This window comes from Methylobacterium sp. CM6244, from assembly GCF_054817885.1.
Window position 1 is genome coordinate 3,274,557 of record NZ_CM139247.1, and the last position, 21,831, is coordinate 3,296,387.

At 64.5% G+C, this 21,831-nt stretch carries 17 protein-coding genes; 7 read left to right on the forward strand and 10 right to left on the reverse strand.

Annotation, left to right across the window (positions count from 1 at the left end):
* Positions 1 to 194: 194 nt before the first annotated feature.
* The 3 genes from ACYQML_RS15295 to ACYQML_RS15305 all read right to left on the reverse strand — a co-directional run bounded on the left by ACYQML_RS15295 (position 195) and on the right by ACYQML_RS15305 (position 2,903).
* Entirely contained in the window at positions 195 to 1,256 is a 1,062-nt protein-coding gene (locus ACYQML_RS15295) for a heme-dependent oxidative N-demethylase family protein (protein WP_461233281.1), read from the reverse strand.
* A gap of 127 nt (positions 1,257 to 1,383) precedes the next feature.
* Positions 1,384 to 2,337: a PDR/VanB family oxidoreductase gene (locus tag ACYQML_RS15300; protein WP_461233282.1), complete on the reverse strand. Its 954-nt coding sequence runs from the start codon at positions 2,335 to 2,337 to the stop codon at positions 1,384 to 1,386.
* Positions 2,334 to 2,903, reverse strand: coding sequence for a dimethylamine monooxygenase subunit DmmA family protein (locus ACYQML_RS15305; protein ID WP_056426470.1), 570 nt, complete (start codon positions 2,901 to 2,903; stop codon positions 2,334 to 2,336). Before ACYQML_RS15305 ends, ACYQML_RS15300 begins: the two co-directional genes overlap by 4 nt.
* A gap of 191 nt (positions 2,904 to 3,094) precedes the next feature.
* Between ACYQML_RS15305 and ACYQML_RS15310 the strand changes: the two genes are divergently transcribed.
* The 3 genes from ACYQML_RS15310 to ACYQML_RS15320 all read left to right on the forward strand — a co-directional run bounded on the left by ACYQML_RS15310 (position 3,095) and on the right by ACYQML_RS15320 (position 7,141).
* Entirely contained in the window at positions 3,095 to 3,217 is a 123-nt protein-coding gene (locus tag ACYQML_RS15310; protein ID WP_280136550.1) for a hypothetical protein, read from the forward strand.
* A gap of 838 nt (positions 3,218 to 4,055) precedes the next feature.
* Positions 4,056 to 5,807, forward strand: coding sequence for an APC family permease (locus ACYQML_RS15315; RefSeq protein ID WP_461233283.1), 1,752 nt, complete (start codon positions 4,056 to 4,058; stop codon positions 5,805 to 5,807).
* A gap of 200 nt (positions 5,808 to 6,007) precedes the next feature.
* Positions 6,008 to 7,141 carry an aminomethyltransferase family protein gene (locus ACYQML_RS15320; protein ID WP_461233284.1) on the forward strand — a complete coding sequence of 378 codons (1,134 nt, stop codon included), beginning with the start codon at positions 6,008 to 6,010 and terminating at the stop codon, positions 7,139 to 7,141.
* Positions 7,142 to 7,236: 95 nt separating this feature from the next.
* Here ACYQML_RS15320 and ACYQML_RS15325 read toward each other — a convergent pair whose 3' ends face one another.
* Complete coding sequence (locus ACYQML_RS15325) at positions 7,237 to 8,295, reverse strand: helix-turn-helix transcriptional regulator (RefSeq protein WP_461233285.1); 1,059 nt, start codon at positions 8,293 to 8,295, stop codon at positions 7,237 to 7,239.
* Between the two features lie 426 nt (positions 8,296 to 8,721).
* Here ACYQML_RS15325 and ACYQML_RS15330 point away from each other — a divergent pair, with 426 nt between their 5' ends.
* The 3 genes from ACYQML_RS15330 (at position 8,722) to ACYQML_RS15340 (ending at position 13,644) form a co-directional block, all read left to right on the forward strand.
* A complete protein-coding gene (locus ACYQML_RS15330) occupies positions 8,722 to 10,077 on the forward strand; it encodes an NAD(P)-binding domain-containing protein (protein ID WP_056426694.1) in 1,356 nt (451 codons plus the stop codon).
* Positions 10,078 to 10,137: 60 nt separating this feature from the next.
* Positions 10,138 to 12,525 (forward strand): DUF1989 domain-containing protein, encoded by a 2,388-nt coding sequence (locus tag ACYQML_RS15335; protein WP_461233286.1) that lies wholly within the window; start codon positions 10,138 to 10,140, stop codon positions 12,523 to 12,525.
* 360 nt (positions 12,526 to 12,885) lie between these two features.
* Positions 12,886 to 13,644: a cache domain-containing protein gene (locus ACYQML_RS15340; RefSeq protein WP_461233287.1), complete on the forward strand. Its 759-nt coding sequence runs from the start codon at positions 12,886 to 12,888 to the stop codon at positions 13,642 to 13,644.
* Here the strand turns inward: ACYQML_RS15340 and ACYQML_RS15345 are convergent.
* Positions 13,557 to 14,549, reverse strand: a complete 993-nt coding sequence (locus ACYQML_RS15345; RefSeq protein WP_461233288.1) for an IS481 family transposase — start codon at positions 14,547 to 14,549, stop codon at positions 13,557 to 13,559. The genes ACYQML_RS15340 and ACYQML_RS15345 overlap by 88 nt on opposite strands.
* A gap of 28 nt (positions 14,550 to 14,577) precedes the next feature.
* Here ACYQML_RS15345 and ACYQML_RS15350 point away from each other — a divergent pair, with 28 nt between their 5' ends.
* Positions 14,578 to 16,011 (forward strand): methyl-accepting chemotaxis protein, encoded by a 1,434-nt coding sequence (locus ACYQML_RS15350; RefSeq protein WP_461233289.1) that lies wholly within the window; start codon positions 14,578 to 14,580, stop codon positions 16,009 to 16,011.
* Between the two features lie 103 nt (positions 16,012 to 16,114).
* Here the strand turns inward: ACYQML_RS15350 and urtA are convergent, their stop codons facing one another.
* From urtA to ACYQML_RS15375, 5 genes are all read right to left on the reverse strand, one after another.
* Positions 16,115 to 17,365, reverse strand: a complete 1,251-nt coding sequence (gene urtA / locus ACYQML_RS15355) for an urea ABC transporter substrate-binding protein (protein ID WP_419951996.1) — start codon at positions 17,363 to 17,365, stop codon at positions 16,115 to 16,117.
* A gap of 231 nt (positions 17,366 to 17,596) precedes the next feature.
* Positions 17,597 to 18,457, reverse strand: a complete 861-nt coding sequence (locus ACYQML_RS15360) for an urease accessory protein UreD (RefSeq protein ID WP_311275587.1) — start codon at positions 18,455 to 18,457, stop codon at positions 17,597 to 17,599.
* Positions 18,458 to 18,462: 5 nt separating this feature from the next.
* The gene (gene ureG / locus ACYQML_RS15365; RefSeq protein WP_056426691.1) at positions 18,463 to 19,098 is read right to left on the reverse strand and encodes an urease accessory protein UreG; all 636 of its coding nucleotides are present in this window, start codon (positions 19,096 to 19,098) and stop codon (positions 18,463 to 18,465) included.
* Between the two features lie 14 nt (positions 19,099 to 19,112).
* Positions 19,113 to 20,825, reverse strand: a complete 1,713-nt coding sequence (gene ureC / locus ACYQML_RS15370) for an urease subunit alpha (RefSeq protein ID WP_056426688.1) — start codon at positions 20,823 to 20,825, stop codon at positions 19,113 to 19,115.
* A 144-nt stretch (positions 20,826 to 20,969) separates the two neighbouring features.
* A complete protein-coding gene (locus tag ACYQML_RS15375) occupies positions 20,970 to 21,665 on the reverse strand; it encodes an urease subunit beta (RefSeq protein WP_056426446.1) in 696 nt (231 codons plus the stop codon).
* Positions 21,666 to 21,831 lie beyond the last annotated feature (166 nt).

A 21,831-nucleotide genomic window follows, 5' to 3' on the forward strand; every position in this document is an offset into this window, starting at 1 on the left:
ACCGCAAACTTTTAATCTGTAGGTCCTGGGTTCGAGTCCCAGCGCGCTCACCACTTACTTTATTGATTAAACCAGCGATTGCCGGTCTTTGCGGCATCATCAGCAAGTCTGCAACTGCCATTTCCAAGGCCTCCGACCCTCGATAGTTCGGGCGGCCCGCCTCTACACCACCGCCTCAAAATCTTACAGGCAGCTCAGGCCGGCAACTGGGTCTGGTCGGGCTGGATGCCGAGGGACAGGGGTGTGCCGTCGTCCATAGCGGCCAGACGGGACACCAGCAGGTCGTAGAAGCGGATCAGGCCCTTGTACTCCACGAGTTCGGGCGGGAGCGTCGCCAGTACGCGATGGAGGCGCTTGTGCCACTTTTTCACCCGCTCGATATCCTGCAGGCTGATCAGGTAGCAGCGGATTCCGAACAGGATCGCGTTGGAGCGGGGCAGGCGGAACAGGGTCTGTAACTCGACGCGCAGGTGAAGCTTGCCCGCGATGTTCTCCGCCGTGAGGGTGGTGCGGTCGGGGCCCCAGTCGGGATAATTCTCGGGCGAGGTATCGAGACGGGGGTTGATCGTCATCGTCCAGTTCAACCGGCGGACGGGATGCCCGTATTGCAGACGCAGGAGATATTGCAGCGCCCGGTCGAATACGCCGATCTCATGTGCCAGCGGTACCGGCCCGTGCCATTCGTGAAAGCTCATCCCGATATCGAATTCCAGCGACCAATCCGCCTGCGTCGTGACCATACCGCCATCGACGTAGAGATTGTTGTCCCGCTGGTCCTGTAGGGTGAAATCGCCTTGCGCCTGACGAGTGATGTATTCGAACGGCTCGCAGGGCAGCGTGGACGCATCGCCGAAGACGAAGCGTTGGTCGAGGTTCAGGGGACGGTTGATCCAATGCCACGCGGTCCCGTCCCGCTTCAGGCTGAAATGCTCGGGGTAATCCGTGGACAGGCTCTCCATCAAAAGTTCGAGCGTGTCCCATTGCGCGGGCATCATGTGCGGCAGCACCTGACACCGTTTCGGATCGTGATCGAGGACGATCGCGCGCTCCCTGCATTCCGCGACGTAATGTTCGTCCACATCGAACGCGTGTTCGAAGGCCGGCGACGGGCCTCCTTTCACATGAGGCTCGATATTGACCGAGTACCTGTATGTATCTTCGCCGAACGGAAACGGAAAGCGCAGGACCGCAGCGTCGCTGTTCCGATAGGAAAAGTCGTCCCGGAACGTCTCGTCCGTCTTGAAGTGAATACCCATTTCAGCCACCTTTTCCCAAGCGGCACTGATACCGACCGATGGCCGGTCTCAGCGCGTTAGGCGGACGCCCGCCGCCGCGCGGTCGCAACAACAGACGACGATCGGTTCTCCTCGTCGTCGACTAATCTTAGAAATCGAGCACGAGGGTCTCGGATCTGGCCCGGGAGACGCAGGTCGCGATGAGGCGTCCCTCCGACTTCTCGGCATCGGACAGGACGTGATCGCGATGGTCGGGGAGGCCCTCCACCACGGGAAGGAGGCAGACGCCGCAGGCGCCCCCCCTGCAGAGGCAGGGGGCCTCGATGCCAGACCCCTCCAGCGCCTCGAGAAGAGTCTGCGACGCCCCGACCTCGATCGACCGGCCGGACCGCGCCAGGGTGACGACGAACGGCTCGCCGCCCTTGGCCCCGCCGAAACTCTCGCGATGGATCGCATGCGGCGTCCATCCGAGGCCGCGCGCAGTCTCCTCGACCGCATCCATGAGGCCCTCCGGCCCGCAGGTATAGACATGCGTGCCCAGAGGCTGGTCGGCGAGGAGGGCGGCGAGATCCGGTCGCGCACCCAGGCCCGCACTGTGGACGTGAACGCCCGCCGCATCGGTTCCGAGCAGGTCCCGAAAGGTCTCGACCTCGTCGCCGGCGCAGAATTGATGCAGTTCATACTTGGCGCCACGAAGCGCGAGGACCGGCAAGTAGGACAGGAACGGCGTCACACCGATGCCGCCGGAGATCAGGATATGCTTTCGGGCCCGGGACGCGATGGGGAACAGGCTCGCAGGTACGCCGAGTTCCACGGCATCACCAGCCTTGAACATGTCATGCAGGAAATGCGAGCCGCCGCGTGATTCCGCAACACGGCGGACGATGATCGCGTAGTGATCACGGTGATCGGGTGGTGTCACCAGCGAATAGGCGTTCTGCCAGACACGGTCCGTATCCCGCAGAGTGACGAGCACATGCGCCCCTGGCGGTGAGGTGGGGAATGTTCCGCCGCCTTCCGGAACGAAGCGGAAGCGCTTGAGGGTCGGGTTCAGGAGTTCGATCTCGGCGACGCGCGCCGACAGCTTGCCTTCGACGATCATGAATAGGCCTGCTCTGCGGGAGGAACGTCGCCGGCGACCTCGGCATCGACCTTGACCCCCATGAAAGCCGAGAGGCGCCGGGAGAAATGATCCCGGACGAAAAGGTTCGCGCCGCAGCCCTCGCATCGGACGATGGTGGTCGTCACTGCGTGGTTGAAGGTCCGGCAATGGACGCAGGCGACGCGACGCGCCTTGGTGCCGGAATGACACTGGAAGATCTCCTGCTTGTTCATTCCGGCGCGTTGCGCCGTGTTGAAGACGTCCCAAAGGAAATCCTCGGTCCCGCTTGCATAGAGCCGCAGCCCCATGCGCTCCCGCGCGAGACGGTGGTCGAGGCGATCGATGAGGTGCCGTGGCGAACGAAAGCATCGCCCACCACCGGCCTCGGGCGGTCTCGTACGGCCCTCCTGGTCAGGGGCCGCGACGAACCAGATCTCCGCTTCCTGTCCGGGCAATGCCGCGAAACTGAAGGCCGGAGAGTCTGAAACCAGCAGGTGTCGTAATCCGGAGGAATCCACCGCCAGCGACTGATAGACCGGCCGGCTCTTGATGAACTGATCTGACATCGGCCTCATCTCGACAACGGACGATATGGTAATCGCCCGGCTCATCATTCCCATTCACGGTCTCAGTCGTCGGCACGGACCGTGCGAACCCTCGAAGCAGGATTTGATTCAAGGAGCATGACTCTCCGTGCCCCAACCATAGGGCGATAACCGATCTCCGAGAGAATTTAACTTTCTCCAAGAGAATAAAAATGTCAATCGCCGATTTCGTCCGGCACGTTGGCCCGATGTCGATCAGGCAAGTGCCGGACGATCGTTTCATCGACTGCCTTCGTCAAATTCTCGAAAAAGCAGGGGCGATCCTGATAAATTGAAAGTGCCCAGCAGAGCCAAAGCCCATGAATCCACGGTTGATTCGGGGATCCTCGGCGATTGATCCCCTCAGGGCAACACAATGTGCGGGCCATGAAGGATGTCAGCGCGTTGCGATCATCGGCAGCGAATGATTCTGCCTGAGCAGATTGCTTATATACTGAGCATGAGTGGATAAAAACGGCCAATTGCGGTGCATTTCAGTTCAATTTCCGTCCTTACTCGGCGGTGACCTGCAATAGCGCTTGACAGCCCTTAGCCCGAGGAGAAATGATTGTTCCCGTAGAGAACCCAGGCGATCGTCGACGGTCTCGCTCACGTGATTTGCCGGTCACTCCTGCCCGGCACGGCCCGACCGTCCGGCTGACATCCATCAGCCGGACAACACCAAACAGATCTTCATCCCGTGTGCCGACAGGACCTTTGTAGCAGCCACCAAACATCAGGGTAGCGACGATACCGGCATTTCACCCAAAATTTTGGCCCTCGCGCCAATTCGACGGTGACATGTCCAAAGCAAGTCCATCGACAACCCCGCCAACCTAAATAAATAGCGAACAACAAACTACTAAAGGTACGCTTCTCACCATCATAGACGGCGGTGAGCAAGCTGGTTTTTTCTGATCAAACGATAAGATATCTCGAAGACATGTCTCTCAGCGCTTCTCACTGGCGTGGCGAGTGCGCACGGGAGCGTGCCTCATGGAAAAGACGAGGCTCCGGGTGCTCCTCGGTTCTTCCCAAACCTCATCGAAACGAACGGCCCTGGGATCGCAACTCCGCGGAGGGCACGTCTCGATCCGAACTGATCCCTCGCCAAGACAAATGGAGCATTCAACCATGAGCACCGGACTGACATCCGCGGCAAAGCCTCTGGCGGGCTACACTTCCCCCGCCATCGAAGCCGCCGGAGACGGCAAACTCCATCGCAGCATCAACTGGACGGGCGCGTTCTGGGTCGCGAGCGGCGTGCCCGCCCTCGTCCTGTTCTCGGTGGGCGGCATTGCCGGCAATACGGGCAAGCTCGCCTTCCTGATCTGGACGCTCTCCATGATCATGGGCTTCATCCAGTCCTTCACCTATGCGGAGATCGCCGGCCTGTTCCCGAACAAGTCGGGGGGCGCGTCGGTCTACGGGGCCGCGGCCTGGGTCCGCTACACCAAGCTGGTGGCGCCCCTCTCGGTCTGGTGCAACTGGTTCGCCTGGTCGCCGGTCCTGTCGCTGGGCTGTTCCATCGCGGCCTCCTACATCATCAACGCGGTGGCGCCGCAGCCGACGGCCACGTCGCCGGCCGTGGTGCAATGGCTCGCCGCCAACGGTGCCGCCCTGCAGATGGCCGATGCCGACAAGGTGACGGCGGCCATCGCGGCCGTGGCGCCCGGCATCCGCAGCTGGACCCTGTTCACCACCACCCTCGGCCCGGTCTCGCTCTCCCTGAACCTGGCCTTCTTCATCGGCGCCGCCCTCATGCTCGCGGTCTTCGCCGTGCAGCACCGCGGTATCCTCGGAACGGCGAACGTCCAGAAGTATATCGGTCTCCTCGTCATCATCCCGATGTTCATCGTCGGCGTGGTTCCGCTGCTCATCCACGGCGTGAACTGGGAGAACTTCTCTCCGCTCGTCCCCCTCGCGGCGCCGGCCGCTCCCGCGCCTGGCGCCTGGAACGTCACGGGCTGGACACTGGTCCTCGGCAGCATGTTCATCGCGGCCTGGTCGACCTACGGGTTCGAAACGGCGATCTGCTACACCAGCGAGTTCCGTGATCCCGCCAAGGATACGTTCAAGGCGATCTTCTATTCGGGCCTGCTCTGCCTCCTGCTGTTCACCCTCGTGCCCTTCACCTTCCAAAGCATGCTCGGCGTCGAGGGGATGCTGGAGGCCTCCATCGTGGACGGGTCGGGTGTGGCGGCAGCACTCGCGCACATGGTCGGCGGCGGTCCCATCGTCGAGAACTTCCTCGTCATGCTGATGATCCTGGCCCTCGTGCTCTGCATCATGACGGCGATGGCGGGGTCCTCGCGCACCCTCTACCAGGGCTCGGCCGACGGTTGGCTGCCGCGCTACCTCAGCCATGTGAACGAGCACGGCGCGCCGACGCGGGCGATGTGGACCGATCTCGTCTTCAACCTCGCGATCCTGGCGATCGCCTGTGCCGACGCGACGAGCTTCTTCTTCATCCTGGCCGTGTCGAATTGCGGCTACATTATCTTCAACTTCCTCAACCTCAACTCGGCCTGGATCCACCGGATCGACTCGGCGCACATCCCGCGCCCCTACCGCGCACCGACTGTCATCCTGGTGCTCGCCGGCGTCTTCGCCTTCGTGAACGTGATCTTCATGGGCGCGGGCGCAAAGGTCTGGAACCCGGTCGCCCTCTGGGCCGGCCTGATCACCGCCGCCATGATCATCCCGGTCTTCTGCTACCGCCACTATGTCCAGGACGGCGGCAAGTTCCCGGCCGAGATGTACGAGGACCTGCATGTCGGCCCCGACGGTGCGGTGAGCCGCCGCCGGGCGGGAATCCTGCCCTACCTGACGCTGGCCGCTGGCGTCGTGGTGCTCCTCCTCTCGAACTGGTTCTTCCAGCTCTGATCGAACCGGGCTGCCGGGACCGTCGGCTCCGGCAGCCCGCGCGCGGGACGAGACAGAGCCCGCCCAATCAAAAAACGGAACGCTAGAGCTGCGCCCGACCACGTTGGGTCTGGGCACATCTCTAGGCCTTTGTTTTGCCGCGCTCTTTTTCGCCGAACCGGCATCCACTTCGGCGGAGAGCGCTCTAAGGGACAGCCGCCATGAGCTACAAAGACCTTCCCCGCCAGTCGGCCCTCAACGAACGCCATCTGGCCCTGGGCTCGTCACTCGACGCCGAGTGGAACGGGATGCCCATCCCCCAATCCTACAGCACCGACCGCTACGAGGAGACCACCATCGTCCGCTCGCGGGCGGGCCTGTTCGACGTCTCCGGCCTTCGCATCGTCAACGTCTCCGGTCCGGACGCGGAAGCGATGCTGAACGCGATGCTCACCAGCGACGTCGGCAAGATCGCGCAAGGTAAGTCGGCCATCAGCAACATCGTCGACGAGAACGGCTCCCTGATCGACGACGTGCTGGTCTACCGCGACGGGCCGCAGGCCTTCCGCGTCTCGCATGGCGGCGGCAGCCTCGAAGACGTTCTTCCCGAATTCACCGAAGGCCGCGCCGTGGAAGCGGCCCGCGACGACGACGTCCACATTCTGTCGCTGCAGGGACCGCTGGCCCTCGCGATCCTCGCGCCGCACACGCCCTTCGATCTGGCGACTCTGAAGTATTTCGAGCATGTCCGCACGACGCTGTTCGGCCGCGATGTGTCCCTGGCGCGGGGCGGCTACTCGGCCGAGCGCGGCTACGAGGTGTTCTGCGCCGCCAAGGACGCCGTCGCCCTCTGGGACGCGATCATGCAGGCGGGCGAACCCTTCGGCATCGTGGCGGCCTCCTGGGACTGCCTCGACATCGTGCGCGTGGAGGGCGGCCTGCTGTTCTTCCCCTTCGACATGCCGAAGCCCGACACTACGCCGTGGGAAATGGGCCTGGCCTGGACCGTCGACCTCGACAAGCCGGATTTTCGCGGCAAGGCCGCCCTGCTGGCGAGGAGGGGCACCGAGCGTTTCAGCCAGGCCGGCCTCGAGATCCTGCACCATGAGGCGGTGACGCCCGGCGCCAAGATCTTCAAGGATGGAATCGAGGTCGGCACCGTCAACAGCACCACCTACAGCCGCCACCTGATGAAGTCCCTCGGCCTCGCCCACCTGCCACCGGAGCTCTCCGCCCTCGGAACCGAGGTCGAGGTCCAAACCGAGACCGGCCCGCTGGTCGCCAACGTGGTGCGGACGCCCTTCTACGACCCGATGCGCCTGCGCACCCATCCGGCCGACGAACGGACCGCCTGATACCAGACCGCGAGCCGGCGGCATGCCGCCGGGCCCCGGTGAGACCGGCCTGCGGGTCGGCCTCACTGGGAAGCCGCGGAGCTATGCGGCCCGTGTCAGGCCGAGGGAAAGAACGGACTGAACTTCTTGATGAGATCCCGTTCCGACGTGACATCCACCTTGCGATAGATTCGGATCTTGCAGTTCTTGATCGTGCCCTTGCTGATCTTCAGAATCTGCGCGATGTCGCCCGTGGCCTGGCCTTTCATGGTCAGGGTCAGGATGTCCCGCTCCCGCGGCGTCAGGGCTGTCAGGATGTCCGCCGCAGCCTGATAACTGGCCAGATCGTCCTGCGCCGAGACTTTCGGACCCAGCATGAAGATCCGGCCGCCGGGCGCCAGGGCGAAGTCGCGATCGAAGGTCTCCGACGTGATCACATGATCCCGCGCGTGGACGGTCTGGATGGCGTCCGCGCGAGCCAGCGTCTCCAGCATCGGTTCGATGGAGACATCAGCCAGGACCGCCTGCTTCCAGGTCTCGTTGGCAAACACCTCCACGTCGTGGCGGTCTCGGATCAGGGTCGGGCGGTTGAGCAATCCCTCCGCCTGCTTCCCGTTCGTATAGCGCAGATTGCTGAAAAGGTGGCCAAGATGGCTCCGGTGACATCCCTCTAGGGCCGGAAAGATCAACTCCGCCCGACGGACATCCTCCTGCGAGAACTCCCCCCGCTCGCGTTCGAGGAACAAGCCGAAGCAGCAATGCCCCACCGTCGAGAAGAACATCCCCAATTCGTCGGAAATATTGGCGGCGGGGCGGAAGATCTTCGCATAGAGGATCGATTCTGGGCTGGTATGCCCGATCTCCGACAATGTCAGGATGCCCGGCTTGCCGAACGTTTTCCAATAGAGGGAGAACGGATCGATCCGAAGGCATTTCCTGTTGTAGAAATCCACGATCTCGCTTGGAACCCCGGTGGTGTAGAGCACGTCCGGCGGGGCCACGCGCGAGTAACGGATGATCCATCCCGAATCGCTCTTGATGGAGAGGGCGAACAGGGACAGTAAGTTCCGGTGAAAACCCTCGGTTCCGATCGAAGCCGCGACCTCGCCGAACCGTCTGTACCATTCGGCGTCGGTCAACCCGATGCCACCGTTCCGGATCGGTTCGTCACTCATCCTAAAACGGTCATCTTGGAAACGGTGCCATCCACTGCATCTCACGCGCTCGTCGCGAGTCGGCCGGCCTCGCCCATGCGCACGTCCCGCACAGTATCGTCGGCAGCCCCACCACCCAAGGCCTTCTTTACCCCCCCGGGTCCTTCTTCCACGGTCGTACAGAGAGAATGCGGATGCAAGGTAATGGCACATTATCTGCTCGAAACGACCATTTGGCACGATCCTCGCAAACCCAGACGCCCTTCGTTTTTTCAATGCAGAGGCTGACCCACACAGTAGTGCCAACAGTCACTATTGCATCGTCATTTCATCCCGGCATAAAATTTTCCCAAGAAGAATGAACGCGCGGGGCGATCCTCGCTGTTGGAGCGGATGGCTCAATCGGGGGCCGTCTCGCCTCACACGATGTTTCTCGGAGATCTCATCATGCGGAAACGGGTTGCGATCATCGGCGCGGGTCCGAGCGGATTAGCTCAGTTGCGGGCCTTCGAGTCCGCGAGACGCCGAGGCGAGGAGATCCCCGAACTCGTCTGTTTCGAGAAGCAATCCGATTGGGGCGGCCAGTGGAATTATTCCTGGCGCACCGGCCTCGACGGAAACGGCGAACCCGTCCACAGCAGCATGTATCGCTACCTCTGGTCGAACGGTCCGAAGGAATGCCTCGAATTCGCGGATTACTCCTTCGAGGAGCATTTTGGCCGCCCGATTCCGTCCTATCCACCGCGGGCGGTGCTGCACGATTACATCGCCGGCCGCGTCGAGCGCAGCGATGTTCGCAAGTATATCCGCTTCTGCACGCCCGTCCGCTGGGTCAGCTATTCGGAGGAAACCGGCAGGTTTACCGTGACGGCGAAGGATCTGATCGCCGATGAGCATCAGGTCGAAGAGTTCGATTACGTGGTCGTGGCCAACGGGCACTTCTCTGTGCCCAACGTCCCGAGTTTCGAGGGACTGGAGCAGTTCCCAGGCCGTGTGATGCACGCCCACGACTTCCGCGTCGCCGACGAGTTCGCCGGCAAGCATCTCCTGATGATCGGCGCAAGCTATTCCGCAGAAGACATTGGCACCCAGTGCATCAAGTACGGCGCGAAATCGATCACCTTCAGCTACCGCACCAAGCCGATGGGCTTCGATTGGCCCGAAGGCTTTGTGGAGAAACCGCTTCTACTGAAACTCTCGGGGAAGACAGCGCATTTCAAGGACGGCAGCACCAAGGAAGTGGATGCGATCATCCTGTGCACGGGCTATCAGCACACCTATCCGTTCCTGCCGGACGAGCTGCGCCTCAAGTCACACAATTGTCTGTATCCGGCCGGGATCTACAAGGGTATCTTCTGGCAGTCGAACCCGAAGCTAATCTATATCGGGATGCAGGATCAGTATTACACCTTCAACATGTTCGATGCCCAGGCCTGGTATGCCCGCGACTACATGATGGGCAAGCTCACCCTGCCCGGCGCGGAAGAGCGGAACGCCGACATCACCAAGTGGCTGGCCTATCAGGACACGCTCACCAACCCGTTCGAGGCGATCGACTTTCAGACGGAGTATGTCCGCGAGCTCCTGGCGGCGACCGACTATCCTCCCCTCGACGTCGACAAAGTTGCCGAGCTGTTCAAGGAATGGGAGCACCACAAGATGGAGGGCATCCTCACCTATCGCGACAGATCCTACCGCTCGACCATCACCGGCACGCTCTCACCGGCCCATCACACCACATGGATGAAAGCGATGGACGACTCGCTCGATGCCTTTATGGGCCTGCCCCAAGCCGCGGAATGATCGCGTAACACTCTCGCGTCGGCCCGGCCGCATCGCGGCCAGTTCACCAGGGATCGCCGAATGAACCAGATCTGGATGCAGCCCGAGCCCGCGCGGGGGGCAACGTCGCCGCGCACGCTCTCGTTCTCGGCGAGGGGTGGAGCCTCAGCCTTCTTCGAGGTCGAGGCCGGGGATCGTCTGCGCATCGTCGATCCGGAAGGGTGCCAGCCTGCCTTTCTCTATGCTCGCCCCGATGCGTTCGGAGCGGCGGCCGCGGACGGGCGCGTCGCCTCGAATGTGGGGGATCTCTTGCGCCGGCGGGGCGAGGGGATGGGCGGAGAGGCGGAAAGCGCCGCTCTCGCGCGGCATGGCCTCGCAGCGTCCGATCTCGAAGCGCACGCGCTGTTTCACGGCGAGTCCCAACCGGGCTCGGCCTTCGAGGTGACGGCGGCCGCCGCCTCGGTCTGCGTGCTCATCGTCCCCGGCGGCCCGATGGCGCCGGACGCGCAGGATCCGCCGACCGATCTGCGGGTGGAGATCGAGCCTGCCACGTCCCTCGAGGGGAGGGCGCCGCCGCCCCTCGCTCCGCCCCTTCTCGACCTGCGCGTGAGGGCCGCGACGGCGGAGGCCTTCACGGTCAAGGCCGGTCAGTACATCCAGATCATCGACGTGGACGGGCGCCAATGTGCGGATTTCCTCGCCTTCGATGCCGTCGCCCTCGAAGCGGGTGACGAATACGGCCTCGACGCCACCACCACGCATACCCTGATGGGATCGACGGCGCCGAAACCCGGCCTGCTGTCGAAGTATTTCGACGCGCGCATGGTCCCCCTAGTCGAGATCGTGCAGGACACGGTCGGGCGCCACGATACGTTCATGCTCGCCTGCTCGGCCAAGTATTACGAGGATATGGGGTATCCCGGTCATTCGAACTGCACCGACAACTTCAATGCTGTCCTGCGACCGCATGGGGTTCAGCCGAAGAAGGGTTGGCCGGCGATCAATTTCTTCTACAACACCGTCGCCGGGCCGGACGATAAGATCACCATGGACGAGCCCTGGTCACGCGCGGGCGATTACGTTCTGTTGCGGGCGCTGACCGACCTCGTCTGCGCCACCTCGTCCTGCGCCGACGACATCGATCCCGCCAATGGCTGGTGCCCCACCGACATCCACGTCCGGGTCTATAATTCTGAGAGCGCCTTCTCCAAGGGTATGAGCCACCGCATGACCCCCGATGCCGAACCGCGCCTCACCCGCGAATCCGGGTTTCACCCACGCACCGCCGCCTTGACACGGAAGATGGAAGATTATCGCGGGTTCTGGGTGCCGACCTGCTTCAACGCGGCGGGCCCGCTGGAGGAATACTGGGCCTGCCGCGAGCGGGCCACGATCATGGACCTCTCGGTGCTGCGCAAGTTCGAGGTGATCGGGCCCGATGCCGAGGACCTGATGCAGTTGGCGGTGACCCGCAACGTGCGCAAGCTCGCCGTCAACCAGATCGTCTATACCGCCATGTGCAACCCGCATGGCGGGATGATCGACGACGGCACGCTGTTCCGTCTCGGCCAGAACAATTTCCGCTGGATCTGCGGGGACGAATATTCCGGCATCTGGCTGCGTAGGCTCGCCGAGGACCACAAGCTGAAGGTCTGGGTGAAGAGCTCCACCGACCAGCTCCACAACGTCTCCGTCCAGGGGCCGAGATCGCGGGCGATCCTGTCCGGCCTCGTGGTCAGCCCGCCCCAGGAACCCACGATCGATGAGTTGAAATGGTTCCGCTTCACCGTCGGGCGCATCGACGGCGTGCCAGTCCTGGTGTCGCGGACGGGCTATACCGGCGAGCTCGGCTACGAGGTCTGGTGCCACCCGAGCCAGGCGACCGCGATCTGGGACTCGATCGTGACGGCCGGCAAGCCGCAGGGTCTCACGCCGATGGGGCTCGCCGCCCTCGACATGCTGCGGATCGAGGCCGGCCTCGTCTTCGCCGGTTACGATTTCTGCGACCAGACCGACCCGTTCGAGGCGGGCATCGGCTTCACGGTGCCCAAGGACAAGCCGGACGCCTATATCGGGTCGGAGGCCGTGGCGCGGCGGCGGGACAACCCGCACAAGCGGATGGTCGGCCTCGACGTCACGGGCAACGAGCCCGTCGGGCACGGAGATCCCGTCTATGACGGCCGGACCCAGGTCGGGATCGTCACCAGCGCCACGAAATCGCCGATCCTCGGCAAGACCATCGCCCTGGCGCGCCTCGACGTCTCGGCGGCGGCCATCGGTGGGTCGGTGGAGATCGGCAAGCTCGACGGCCATCAGAAGCGGCTTCCCGCGACCATCGTGGCCTTTCCCCACTTCGATCCCAAGAAGACCCGCGTCCGGGCGGAAGCGCCCACACGCGGCGATCTGGGACAGGCCAGCCTCGCCGAGCCCTCGCCGGAGAGCGTGGCAACGGCCGGAATCCCCGCTTGAAGTGCCTCACACAACTCCCGATCACGGTCGGTTCCCGCTCCGGGCATGACGGTGCAGCAGGAGTTTTGTGAGAGACACTTAATGCGCGAGAGACTACGGCGAGGCTTCACCGCCACCGCCGCTTCAACAAAAATCGACGAGACAACCAATCGCAAGACGTCGGAGCTTACCGAGACACGAGAGAAGCGCGTGAACTCCGCACCCCGTCTTCGTTAGACCACTCACCAAATTTCGCTCCGTACATTCCAGAGTCCGTTCCGAGGATACGGATATATAAAGCAAGCTATTGCTAGAACTTTTGTTAACCTGTCGATTAGATATTGCCGACCAGCATATCTTCCAGGCGGAACCGATCCTGCAATGGCCACACTCTCCTTCAAGGCCGCGAGTGCCGGCAGCGCGTCGCTGGCGGCGATCTTCGCCGTCGGAACGGTCTTTCTGACCAGGCAGATCGGCGACTCGTTCGCCACCCAGGCCGAGGCGTTGCAGCGGGAGACGCTGTCGAACGAGGCGCGCGCCGTGCGCGGTAGCCTGGACGAGCTCGCCCAGATCGCCAAGAACATCGCCTTGGTCGCTGGCGCCATGCGGAGCAACGGCGTCACGGATCGTGCAGCTTACGATGCGGCGCTCAAGCGGCTGCTGGAGGAGAACCCCGCCATCCTCGGCACGTGGACCGGGTGGGAGGCCAACGCCCTCGACGCGCGCGACACCGAGTTCGCCGGTGGTTCCACCTCCGACGCCACCGGGCGCTTCCTGCCGTACTGGAACCGTGGAAGCGGCGCCATCGTGCGCGAAGTGCTGACCGGCTACGAGGACCCCGTGGAAGGGGCCTATTATCAGCAGCCCAAATCGCTGAGCCGGCCCGCCGCCATCGAACCGTACATCTACCCCGTGGCGGGGAAGGACACGATGATCATGTCCTTCGGGGCACCGATCACGGTGGACGGCAAGTTCCTCGGCGTCGGAGGGATCGACATCGATCTGTCCGCCATGAGCCAGGCCGTGGCGTCGGTCCGGCCCTTCGGCACCGGCTACGTGTTTGGTCCCGGCATTTGGTGGAGCGGGTTTGACCGGAAGCGGCCGGGCTCGGCGGACCATGCCTTGCAGATGGCCTCGTAGGGCGTGAGACCACGCAGAGTCTTCAGGCGGCGAGCGAAGTTGTAGGCGCTGACGAAGTCGGCCAGATGGTCGCGAAGCTGCGCGTGGCTGTCGTAATGATAGCGTTTGACCGTCGCATCTTTGATCGTGCGGTTCATCCGCTCGACCTGTCCGTTCGTCCAGGGGTGTCGCGGCTTGGTCAGGCGATGGTCGATATCGTTGCGGGCACAAGCAAGCTCGAAGCTGTGAGCTCGGAAGGTCTCGCCGGCCGCAATCGCCTCCTGGATGATGGAGGCGGCCGAGGCGACGTTGCCGGGCGTGGTGAAGTGGGTGCCGTTGTCGGTGAGCACCGTGTGCACCCGGTAGGGCACGGCCTCGATGAGATGCCGGAGGAAATCGCCCGCGACCCGCCGCGTCGCTCGTCCATGGAGTTCGACGAAGGCGAACTTGGTCGTGCGGTCGATGGCGACGAGCAGGTAGAGCCGCCCTTCCGCCGTGTGAACCTCGGCCAGATCGATGTGGAAGTAGCCGAGCGGGTAAGCCTTGAAGCGCGACCGCTTGGGTTTGTCACCGTCGACCTCCGGCAGTCGGCTGATGCCGTGGCGTTGCAGGCAGCGGTGCAGCGACGAGCGGGTCAGGTGCGGGATCGTGGCCTGCAGCGCGTAAAGGCAGTCGTCGAGCGGCAGGAGCGTGTGGCGACGAAAGGCGACCACGACCGCCTCATCTTCAGGTGAAAGCACCGTCGAACGCGGATCCTTCGGACCCGTGCGCTGGTCGGCGACCGAGGTCCGCTGCCTCCACTTGGCGACGGTCTTCTGGTTGATCCCGTAGCGTTTCGAGAGAGCCCTCAGGCTCGCTTGACTATGCTGGATCGCTCGACGAACCGCCTCAGTCGTCGTGGCGCTGCCGTGAAGAACCTGGCCCATAGCGCGTCCTTCCACCCCAACGTGAAGATTGCACCATCAAACCCTGGGATCAAACATCTACGTCACCCTCGTCTCTGCTCGGGGCGGAGCGGTGGCGTATCCGGATGCGAAGGCCGTCGGCAAATCCCTCGACAAGCTGGATCCCGCGGCCGCCATGGCGGCGCGACGGGCGATCGAGACCGGGGAGCGCGTGCAGGAGGTCGTGATCGGACCCGATTCCCGATCCTGGCGCTACATGGCCGAGCCGATCCAGGCCGGGGCGACGAAGGATCGCTGGGCGATCGTCACTGCCGTTCCCGTGGCGACGCTGACGGCCGCGGCCGACAGGGCGCAATGGATCCTCATCGGCATCTCGGCCCTGTGCGTCCTGGCGAGCTTCGCCATTCTCTTCGCCCTCATCCGGCGTCTCGTCGGCGTGCCGATCCGGGCGCTCGGCACCACCATCGGCGACATGGCCGCGGGCGATTACAATGCGCCTGTGCCGCAGGCGGACCGCCGGGACGAAGTGGGGCTCGTGGGCAAGGCCGTCGTCGGGCTGCGCGATTCCCTGCGGCAGAGCGCGGAGGCGGAGGAGCGCCGGAAGGAAGCGGCCCGGGTGATGGCGGACGAGCAGCGCCGGGCCGGCACGCGGGGCCTGGCCGATGGGTTCGAGAACGCCGTGGGCGGCATCGTCGGCCTCGTCGCCTCGGCCGCCACAGAATTGCAGGCCACCGCGCGCGAGATGGCCGACACCGCCGCCCGCACGGCCGGCCAGTCCGACACGGTCGCCAACGCGGCCCGTGACGCGGCGGCGAACGTGACCGCCGTCGCGACGGCGGTGGAGGAACTGGGGAGCTCCGTTCAGGAGATCGCCCGGCAGGTGAGCGGTTCGAGCCAACTGGCGCAGGAGGCCGTCGACGAAGCCCTGCAGACCTTCGGTTTCGTGGAGGCCCTGAGCGGGGCAGTGGCGAAGATCGGCGACATGGTGACGATGATCAACGCCATCGCCGCGCAAACCAACCTGCTCGCCCTCAACGCGACCATCGAGGCGGCGCGCGCCGGCGATGCCGGCCGCGGATTCGCCGTGGTCGCCTCGGAGGTCAAGGAACTCGCCAACCAGACCGCGCGCGTCACCCAGGACATCGCGGGCCAGATCGCCGTGATCCAGGGTTCCACCGACCAGGCCGTGACGGCGATAGGCACCATCACCAACCGCATCAAGGAGATCAGCACGGTGGCGACCACGATCGCGGTGGCCGTGGAGCAGCAGGGTGCGGCGACGCAGGAGATCGTCCGCAACGTCTCCCTGGCGGCTGTCGGCACCGGTGAGGTGACCTCGAACGTTACGGGTGTGGCCGATGCCGCCGTGCATACCGGCGCCGCGGCGGATCAGGTGCTGATCTCGGCATCGGAACTGTCACGCCAGTCGGAACATCTCGGTTCCGAAGTACGGCAATTCCTGGCCAATGTCCGGGCCGCATAAATCCCTTGTGAAGGACTGCCGTCTCACCCGTTCACGGGTGGACGGCAGTCCTGTCGATCGACACGACACGGCGATCCGGGCTTCGGACCGCCTTCGATAGGGTCTACTGATACCCTTTGGGGAATGGGTCCGGCTTGATCAGTTCGGGGCTCGTATAGACGATCTCGAACTGGCCATCGGCCTTGGCCTTGCCGACGCGGGTCTTGGACCAGAGGTGGTGGTTCGGATCGACGCGCACATAGCCTTCCGGCGCGTCCTTGAATTCCAGGCCCGGGGACGCCGCGACCACTTTGTCGACATCGAACGAGCCAGCCTTCTCGCAGGCCATCTTCCACAGGAACGGGCCGAGATAGGCGGCCTGGGTCACGTCGCCGATGACGGTCTTCTCGCCCCACATCTTGTGAAAGGCGCCGACGAAGGCCTTGTTGTTCTCGTTCTCGATGGACTGGAAGTACTTCATGCAGGAATAGGCGCCCGCGATGTTGTCGCCGCCGATGCCCTCGACCTCGTCCTCCGTGACGGACAGGGTGAGCAGGGTCTGTTTCGACAGGTCGATGCCGGAGGCCTTGAGTTGCTTGTAGAACGCCACGTTCGAGCCGCCGACCACGGTGACGAAAATCACCTTCGGCTTGGTGAGCTTGATCTTGTTGATCACCGAGTTGAACTGGGTGTGGCCGAAGGGGAAGTACTCCTCGCCGACGACCTTTCCTTTAAGCACGCTCTCGATATGCTTGCGGGCGATCTTGTTCGAGGTGCGCGGCCAGATGTAATCCGAGCCGATGAAGAAGAAGCTGTCGCCGCCTTTCTCCTTGTGGACCCAGTCGAGGCTGGCCAGGATCTGCTGCGTCGCCTCTTGCCCAGTATAGATGACGTTCTTGGACTGCTCCAATCCCTCGTAGAAAGTCGGGTAGTAGAGCAGGCCGTTATACTGCTCGATCACCGGCAGCGCCGCCTTGCGCGAAGCCGAGGTGAAGCAGCCGAAGATCGCCGCGCAATGGTCATTGACGAGGAGCTTCTTGGCCTTTTCGGCGAAGGTCGGCCAGTCGGAAGCGCCGTCCTCCTGGATCACCTTGATCTTGCGGCCGAGGATGCCGCCGGAGGCGTTGATCTGCTCGAAGGCGAGCTTTTCGGCCTGCGTGGCACCGGTCTCGGAGATCGCCATCGTGCCGGTGACGGAGTGGAGGATGCCGACGGTCACTTCAGTGTCGGTGACGGCGAGTCCCGTCGTGTTCACGGTATCGGCCGCGAAGACGGACGAGCTTCTCGTAGCGGCAATGAAGGGGGCTGCTGCCAGGCCGAGTAACAACCGGCGACGAAGTTGAAGATAAGCGGTGCCTTCGTCTTTCGACGCCATCGGTTCGTTCCCCACTTTTCATTGCGGAGGACATGCCTTTGTCCACCCACGGTTGCTCCCTGGAGCAGGATCACTCCAACTCGACCGAGGCACACTGTCGGTAAGAAACTTCGTTTCTTAAAGGGCAAATTGGCTGCATGGTGCATCATTGCTGGGCAGGCTGAGCGCCTTTCCTTCACGACCGCCGAGCGGAGCCCGCGCCCGCCGATCCAGTCCAGTCCAGTCCCGTCCTCATTTGCGACGGCGTGCAGGGGCGCAGCCGAACAGCGCGGCGAAAGCGACCGCGAAGACCGCATCCATGCCCGTCGACAGCACGCCGCCATTGCGCGCGAGGACCCGCACGGCCAATCCGGCGGCGTTCGGAAGCGGGCTCGCTCCGCACAAGCAGCCGATTCCTTCGGCGGCGACCTGGAGCACGCCGATATCGGGACGGCAATCGACGCTCCCGAGGATCACCATCGAACCATAGGCCGCGTAGGCGCCCATGGGGGAGGCGGGGCTTGCCAGGGTCGCGCCGTCGAGGGTGGAGCGCTCGTTGACGAGGATGCGTCCATCCTCGGTCTCGACCCGTAGGGACAGGGCGATCCGGGAGAAGGGCCGGCCCATGCCGGTCGGATCGTGGCTGGCGAAGCCTTCGCTGACGATGGCGCGGGCATCCGGGCCGACGACGATGCGGGTGTCGAGATCCAGCGCCGAGCCGGGAAACAGGATCATCGGATCGGGATGCAGCGCCAGGCTCGCGTCGCTGGCGATGGCCAGACGCGTGTCCTGGCGTGCCGCGAAGGCGCCGGTATCATGCACGACGGTGGCCGATTGGGTGGTGACATGGGCCCGGCTCCCGGGCCTCGCCGTGATGTCGAGGCCGAGGCGGTCGGCCCGGTAGAGCCCGCCGGAGGCCGATTGGAGATACAGCGTCGCGATGTCGGGATGGTCCGGATACATCCGGAACGGCCGGGTGATGTGGAACGGATAGGGCACGACCTGCCGCGACAGCACCGTGGTGCCGCCGCCGCGCACGAAGACGAGTCGCGCCTGAGAATGGCGCGAGCGGCCCGCTCCCTCCGGCGAGGCGCCCCGGACCTCCTCTCCCACGTCACTCAAGGCGCGAAGAGCACGGCGCGGCAGATCGCATCCGCCACGGCGTCGATTCCGTCACCCGAGCGTGCATTGGTGGCGATCATCGCCTTGCCGCCGCGCACGGCAGTGGCCTCGCTGAGCATGGCGGGGAGGTCTATCCCCACATGGGGGGCGAGATCGGTCTTGTTCACCACGAGAAGGTCGCAACGCAGCACGCCGGGGCCACGCTTCCTCGGGATATCGTCGCCCCCCGCCACGTCGATGACGAAGATCCACCAATCCACCAGATCGAGGGAGAAAGTGGAGGCGAGGTTGTCGCCCCCGGATTCGAAGATCAGGAGGTCGAGGCCGGGAAAGGCCGCCTCCAGGGCGTCGCCGGCGGCGATGTTGAGGGTCGGGTCCTCGCGGATCACCGTGTGCGGGCAGGCGCCGGCCTCCACGGCCGAGACCCGGGCCGGGTCGATCAGCCCGGACCGGCGCAGGCGCTCCGCGTCCTCCTTGGTGACGAGGTCGTTGGTGACGATGGCGAGATCGACGCCGCGCCCCGCCAGGACCGGGATCAGACGCTCGATCAACGCCGTCTTCCCCGAGCCGACCGGTCCGCCGATGCCGATCCGCGCGGCACTGGCGCGGGCAGGAGATGGGGTGAGAGTCATTGCGGTATTGAGCATCAGCGCAGCATGTAGCGTTGGGCGAGGGGGAGGACCTTGGCCGGTTCGCAGGTCGCGATGGCCCCGTCGACGAAGACGTCGAAGGTCTGGGGATCGACGCGGATATCGGGGCAGGCGTCGTTCCAGAGCATGTCGGCCTTGCTGAGCGTCCGGGTGCCATGGGCTGGCAGCAGCGCCTTGCGCAGGCCGAGCTCGTCGCGCAGGCCGCGCTCGATCGCCAGCGGATGGACGAAACAGGCCGAGAGCCCTTGCTTGGCGAGGCCGAACGCGCCCCATTGCGGGCGCAGCAGCATCGGTTCGCAGGTCATCAGCGACGCAGCGGAATCGCCCATGGCGCCCCAGGCGATGAAGCCGCCCTTGATGACGAGTTCGGGCTTGATGCCGAAGAAGGCGGGCCGCCACAGAACGATGTCGGCCATCTTGCCTTCTTCGAGAGAGCCGATGTGATCGGCAATGCCGAAGGTGCGCGCCGCATTGATCGTGTATTTGGCGATGTAGCGCTTGATCCGGGCATTGTCGCCGAAGCCGGCCCGGTCCTCGGGCAGGCTGCCGCGCTGGTCCTTCATCTTGGAAGCGAGCTGCCAGGTCCGGCAGATCACCTCGTGGATGCGGCCCATGCCCTGGCTGTCGGAGCCGAGCATCGAGATCGCGCCGATATCGTGCAGCACGTCCTCGGCCGCGATGGTCTGGGCGCGGATGCGGCTCTCGGCGAAGGCCACGTCCTCCGGCAGGGCCGGGTTGAGGTGGTGGCACACCATCGTCATGTCGAGGTGCTCGTCGAACGTGTTCACCGTGTAGGGATTGGTGGGGTTCGTCGAGGAGGGCAGGCAATGGGGCAGGCCGGCGACGCGGATGATGTCCGGCGCGTGCCCGCCGCCGGCCCCTTCCGTGTGATACATGTGGATCACCCGGCCGCCGATGGCGGCGAGCGTGTCCTCCACGAAGCCGGATTCGTTGAGCGTGTCGGTGTGGAGCTGAACCTGGAAATCGTGCTCGTCGGCGAATCCCAGGCAGGCATCGATGGCCGAGGGCATCGCCCCCCAATCCTCGTGGATCTTCAGGCCGAGCACACCGGTCTCCAACTGCTCCTTGAGGGCCGCCGGCTTGTGGGTGTTGCCACGGCCGAGGAAGCCGAAATTCACCGGCCAATGCTCGGCCGCCTGGAGCATCTTGCCCGTGTTGAACGGCCCCCCGGAATCGATGCCCACGGTGATCGGCCCGAGCGAGCCGCCGAGCAGGGTGGTGATGCCCGACGCGATGGCGTGGTCAGGCAAGCCCGCGGAATCGAAATGGACATGGACGTCGATGGCGCCCGGCGTCGCGATCAGCCCCTCGCAATCGCGCACCGTGGTGCCGGCGGACACGATGAGCCGCGGATCGACCCCGTCCATGATCGCCGGGTTGCCGGCCTTGCCGATGCCGACGATCTTGCCGTGGCGGATGCCGAGATCGCCCTTCACGATGCCGAGCACGGGATCGATGACGAGGACGTTGCAGAGCAGAAAATCGAGGGCGCCCTCGGCCGAGGTGATGCCGGGCGCCATGCCGATCCCGTCGCGCAGGGTCTTGCCGCCGCCATGCAGGCATTCGTCGCCGTAGACGGCGTAATCCTTCTCCACGACGGCGACGAGGGAGGTGTCGGCGAGGCGCACGCCGTCCCCCGTGGTGGGACCGTAGAGGGCGGCGTAGTCGCGGCGGGGGATCGTCACCATGATCGTCTCCTTGATACCAAGCGGCACTGATCTTGACCGATGGCCGGGATCAGTGCGTTCGGCGGACGCCCGCCGCCGCGCCGTCGCGCGGGCAGACGACGATGAGGTCTCCTCATCGTCGTCCGGTCTGACACGCCCGGACTTCTAGGCACCCTTGAAGCCGCCGGCTTTGGCCCGCGCCAGGGCGGCGGCGCGGTCCGCCGGCGTATCGATCGTCCCCTGGGTCAGGTCGTTCAGCCCGGTGAGCCGGCGTTCGCCGCCGAACCCCACCAGGGTCACGGTCTTGCGCTGGCCCGGCTCGAACCGCACCGCAGTGCCGGCCGGGATATCGAGGCGCAGGCCGAGCGCCGCTTCACGATCGAAGTCGAGGGCGCGGTTGACCTCGAAGAAGTGGTAATGCGACCCGATCTGCACCGGACGGTCGCCGGTATTGACCACCTCGATAGTCGTGCGGGGACGCCCTGCGGACAGCTCGATCTCCCCCTCGGCGGGCAGGATGGCGCCGGGCTCCAGCGTATCGGCCGGCGCCCCTTCGGCGGGCCGGATCGGCTCGTGCACGGTGACGAGCTTGGTCCCGTCGGGGAACACGCCCTCGACCTGCAGGATCGGCAGCATGGCGGCGATGCCGGGCATGACGTCCCCGGTGGTCAGGATGGTCGAGCCCCACCCGATCAGATCGGCGACGCTGCGCCCGTCGCGGGCGCCTTCGAGGATCTCGTCGGTGATGATGGCGACGGCCTCCGGATAATTGAGCTTGAGGCCGCGCGCGCGGCGCTTCCGTGCCAGCTCCGCCGCCGTGAAGATTGTCAGCCGTTCGAGTTCGGTCGGTGTCAGCAGCATGGGCAATCCTCAACGCATGACGCGGCAGAAGGAGGCGGGTCTTCCGAGCCGCCATGCGGCAAGACGTGAATCAAGAAACCGCGGATCAAAAAACCGCGGGTCGGCAAACCACAGATCGATCGGGGCGCTGCGGGCTCGAAGGTGACAATCGGGGCCCGCCTTCCGG

Excerpts from the sequence above, each read along its gene's own strand:
- ACYQML_RS15295 (WP_461233281.1), bottom strand. The coding sequence starts at position 1,256 with ATGGGTATTCACTTCAAGACGGACGAGACGTTCCGGGACGACTTTTCC.
- ACYQML_RS15330 (WP_056426694.1), top strand. The coding sequence starts at position 8,722 with ATGCGGAAACGGGTTGCGATCATCGGCGCGGGTCCGAGCGGATTAGCT.
- ureG (WP_056426691.1), bottom strand. The coding sequence starts at position 19,098 with ATGACTCTCACCCCATCTCCTGCCCGCGCCAGTGCCGCGCGGATCGGC.
- ACYQML_RS15325 (WP_461233285.1), bottom strand. The coding sequence starts at position 8,295 with ATGAGTGACGAACCGATCCGGAACGGTGGCATCGGGTTGACCGACGCC.
- ACYQML_RS15310 (WP_280136550.1), top strand. The coding sequence starts at position 3,095 with ATGTCAATCGCCGATTTCGTCCGGCACGTTGGCCCGATGTCGATCAGG.
- ACYQML_RS15320 (WP_461233284.1), top strand. The coding sequence starts at position 6,008 with ATGAGCTACAAAGACCTTCCCCGCCAGTCGGCCCTCAACGAACGCCAT.
- ACYQML_RS15335 (WP_461233286.1), top strand. The coding sequence starts at position 10,138 with ATGAACCAGATCTGGATGCAGCCCGAGCCCGCGCGGGGGGCAACGTCG.
- ACYQML_RS15315 (WP_461233283.1), top strand. The coding sequence starts at position 4,056 with ATGAGCACCGGACTGACATCCGCGGCAAAGCCTCTGGCGGGCTACACT.
- ACYQML_RS15345 (WP_461233288.1), bottom strand. The coding sequence starts at position 14,549 with ATGGGCCAGGTTCTTCACGGCAGCGCCACGACGACTGAGGCGGTTCGT.
- ACYQML_RS15300 (WP_461233282.1), bottom strand. The coding sequence starts at position 2,337 with ATGATCGTCGAAGGCAAGCTGTCGGCGCGCGTCGCCGAGATCGAACTC.
- ACYQML_RS15340 (WP_461233287.1), top strand. The coding sequence starts at position 12,886 with ATGGCCACACTCTCCTTCAAGGCCGCGAGTGCCGGCAGCGCGTCGCTG.
- urtA (WP_419951996.1), bottom strand. The coding sequence starts at position 17,365 with ATGGCGTCGAAAGACGAAGGCACCGCTTATCTTCAACTTCGTCGCCGG.
- ureC (WP_056426688.1), bottom strand. The coding sequence starts at position 20,825 with ATGGTGACGATCCCCCGCCGCGACTACGCCGCCCTCTACGGTCCCACC.
- ACYQML_RS15375 (WP_056426446.1), bottom strand. The coding sequence starts at position 21,665 with ATGCTGCTGACACCGACCGAACTCGAACGGCTGACAATCTTCACGGCG.
- ACYQML_RS15305 (WP_056426470.1), bottom strand. The coding sequence starts at position 2,903 with ATGTCAGATCAGTTCATCAAGAGCCGGCCGGTCTATCAGTCGCTGGCG.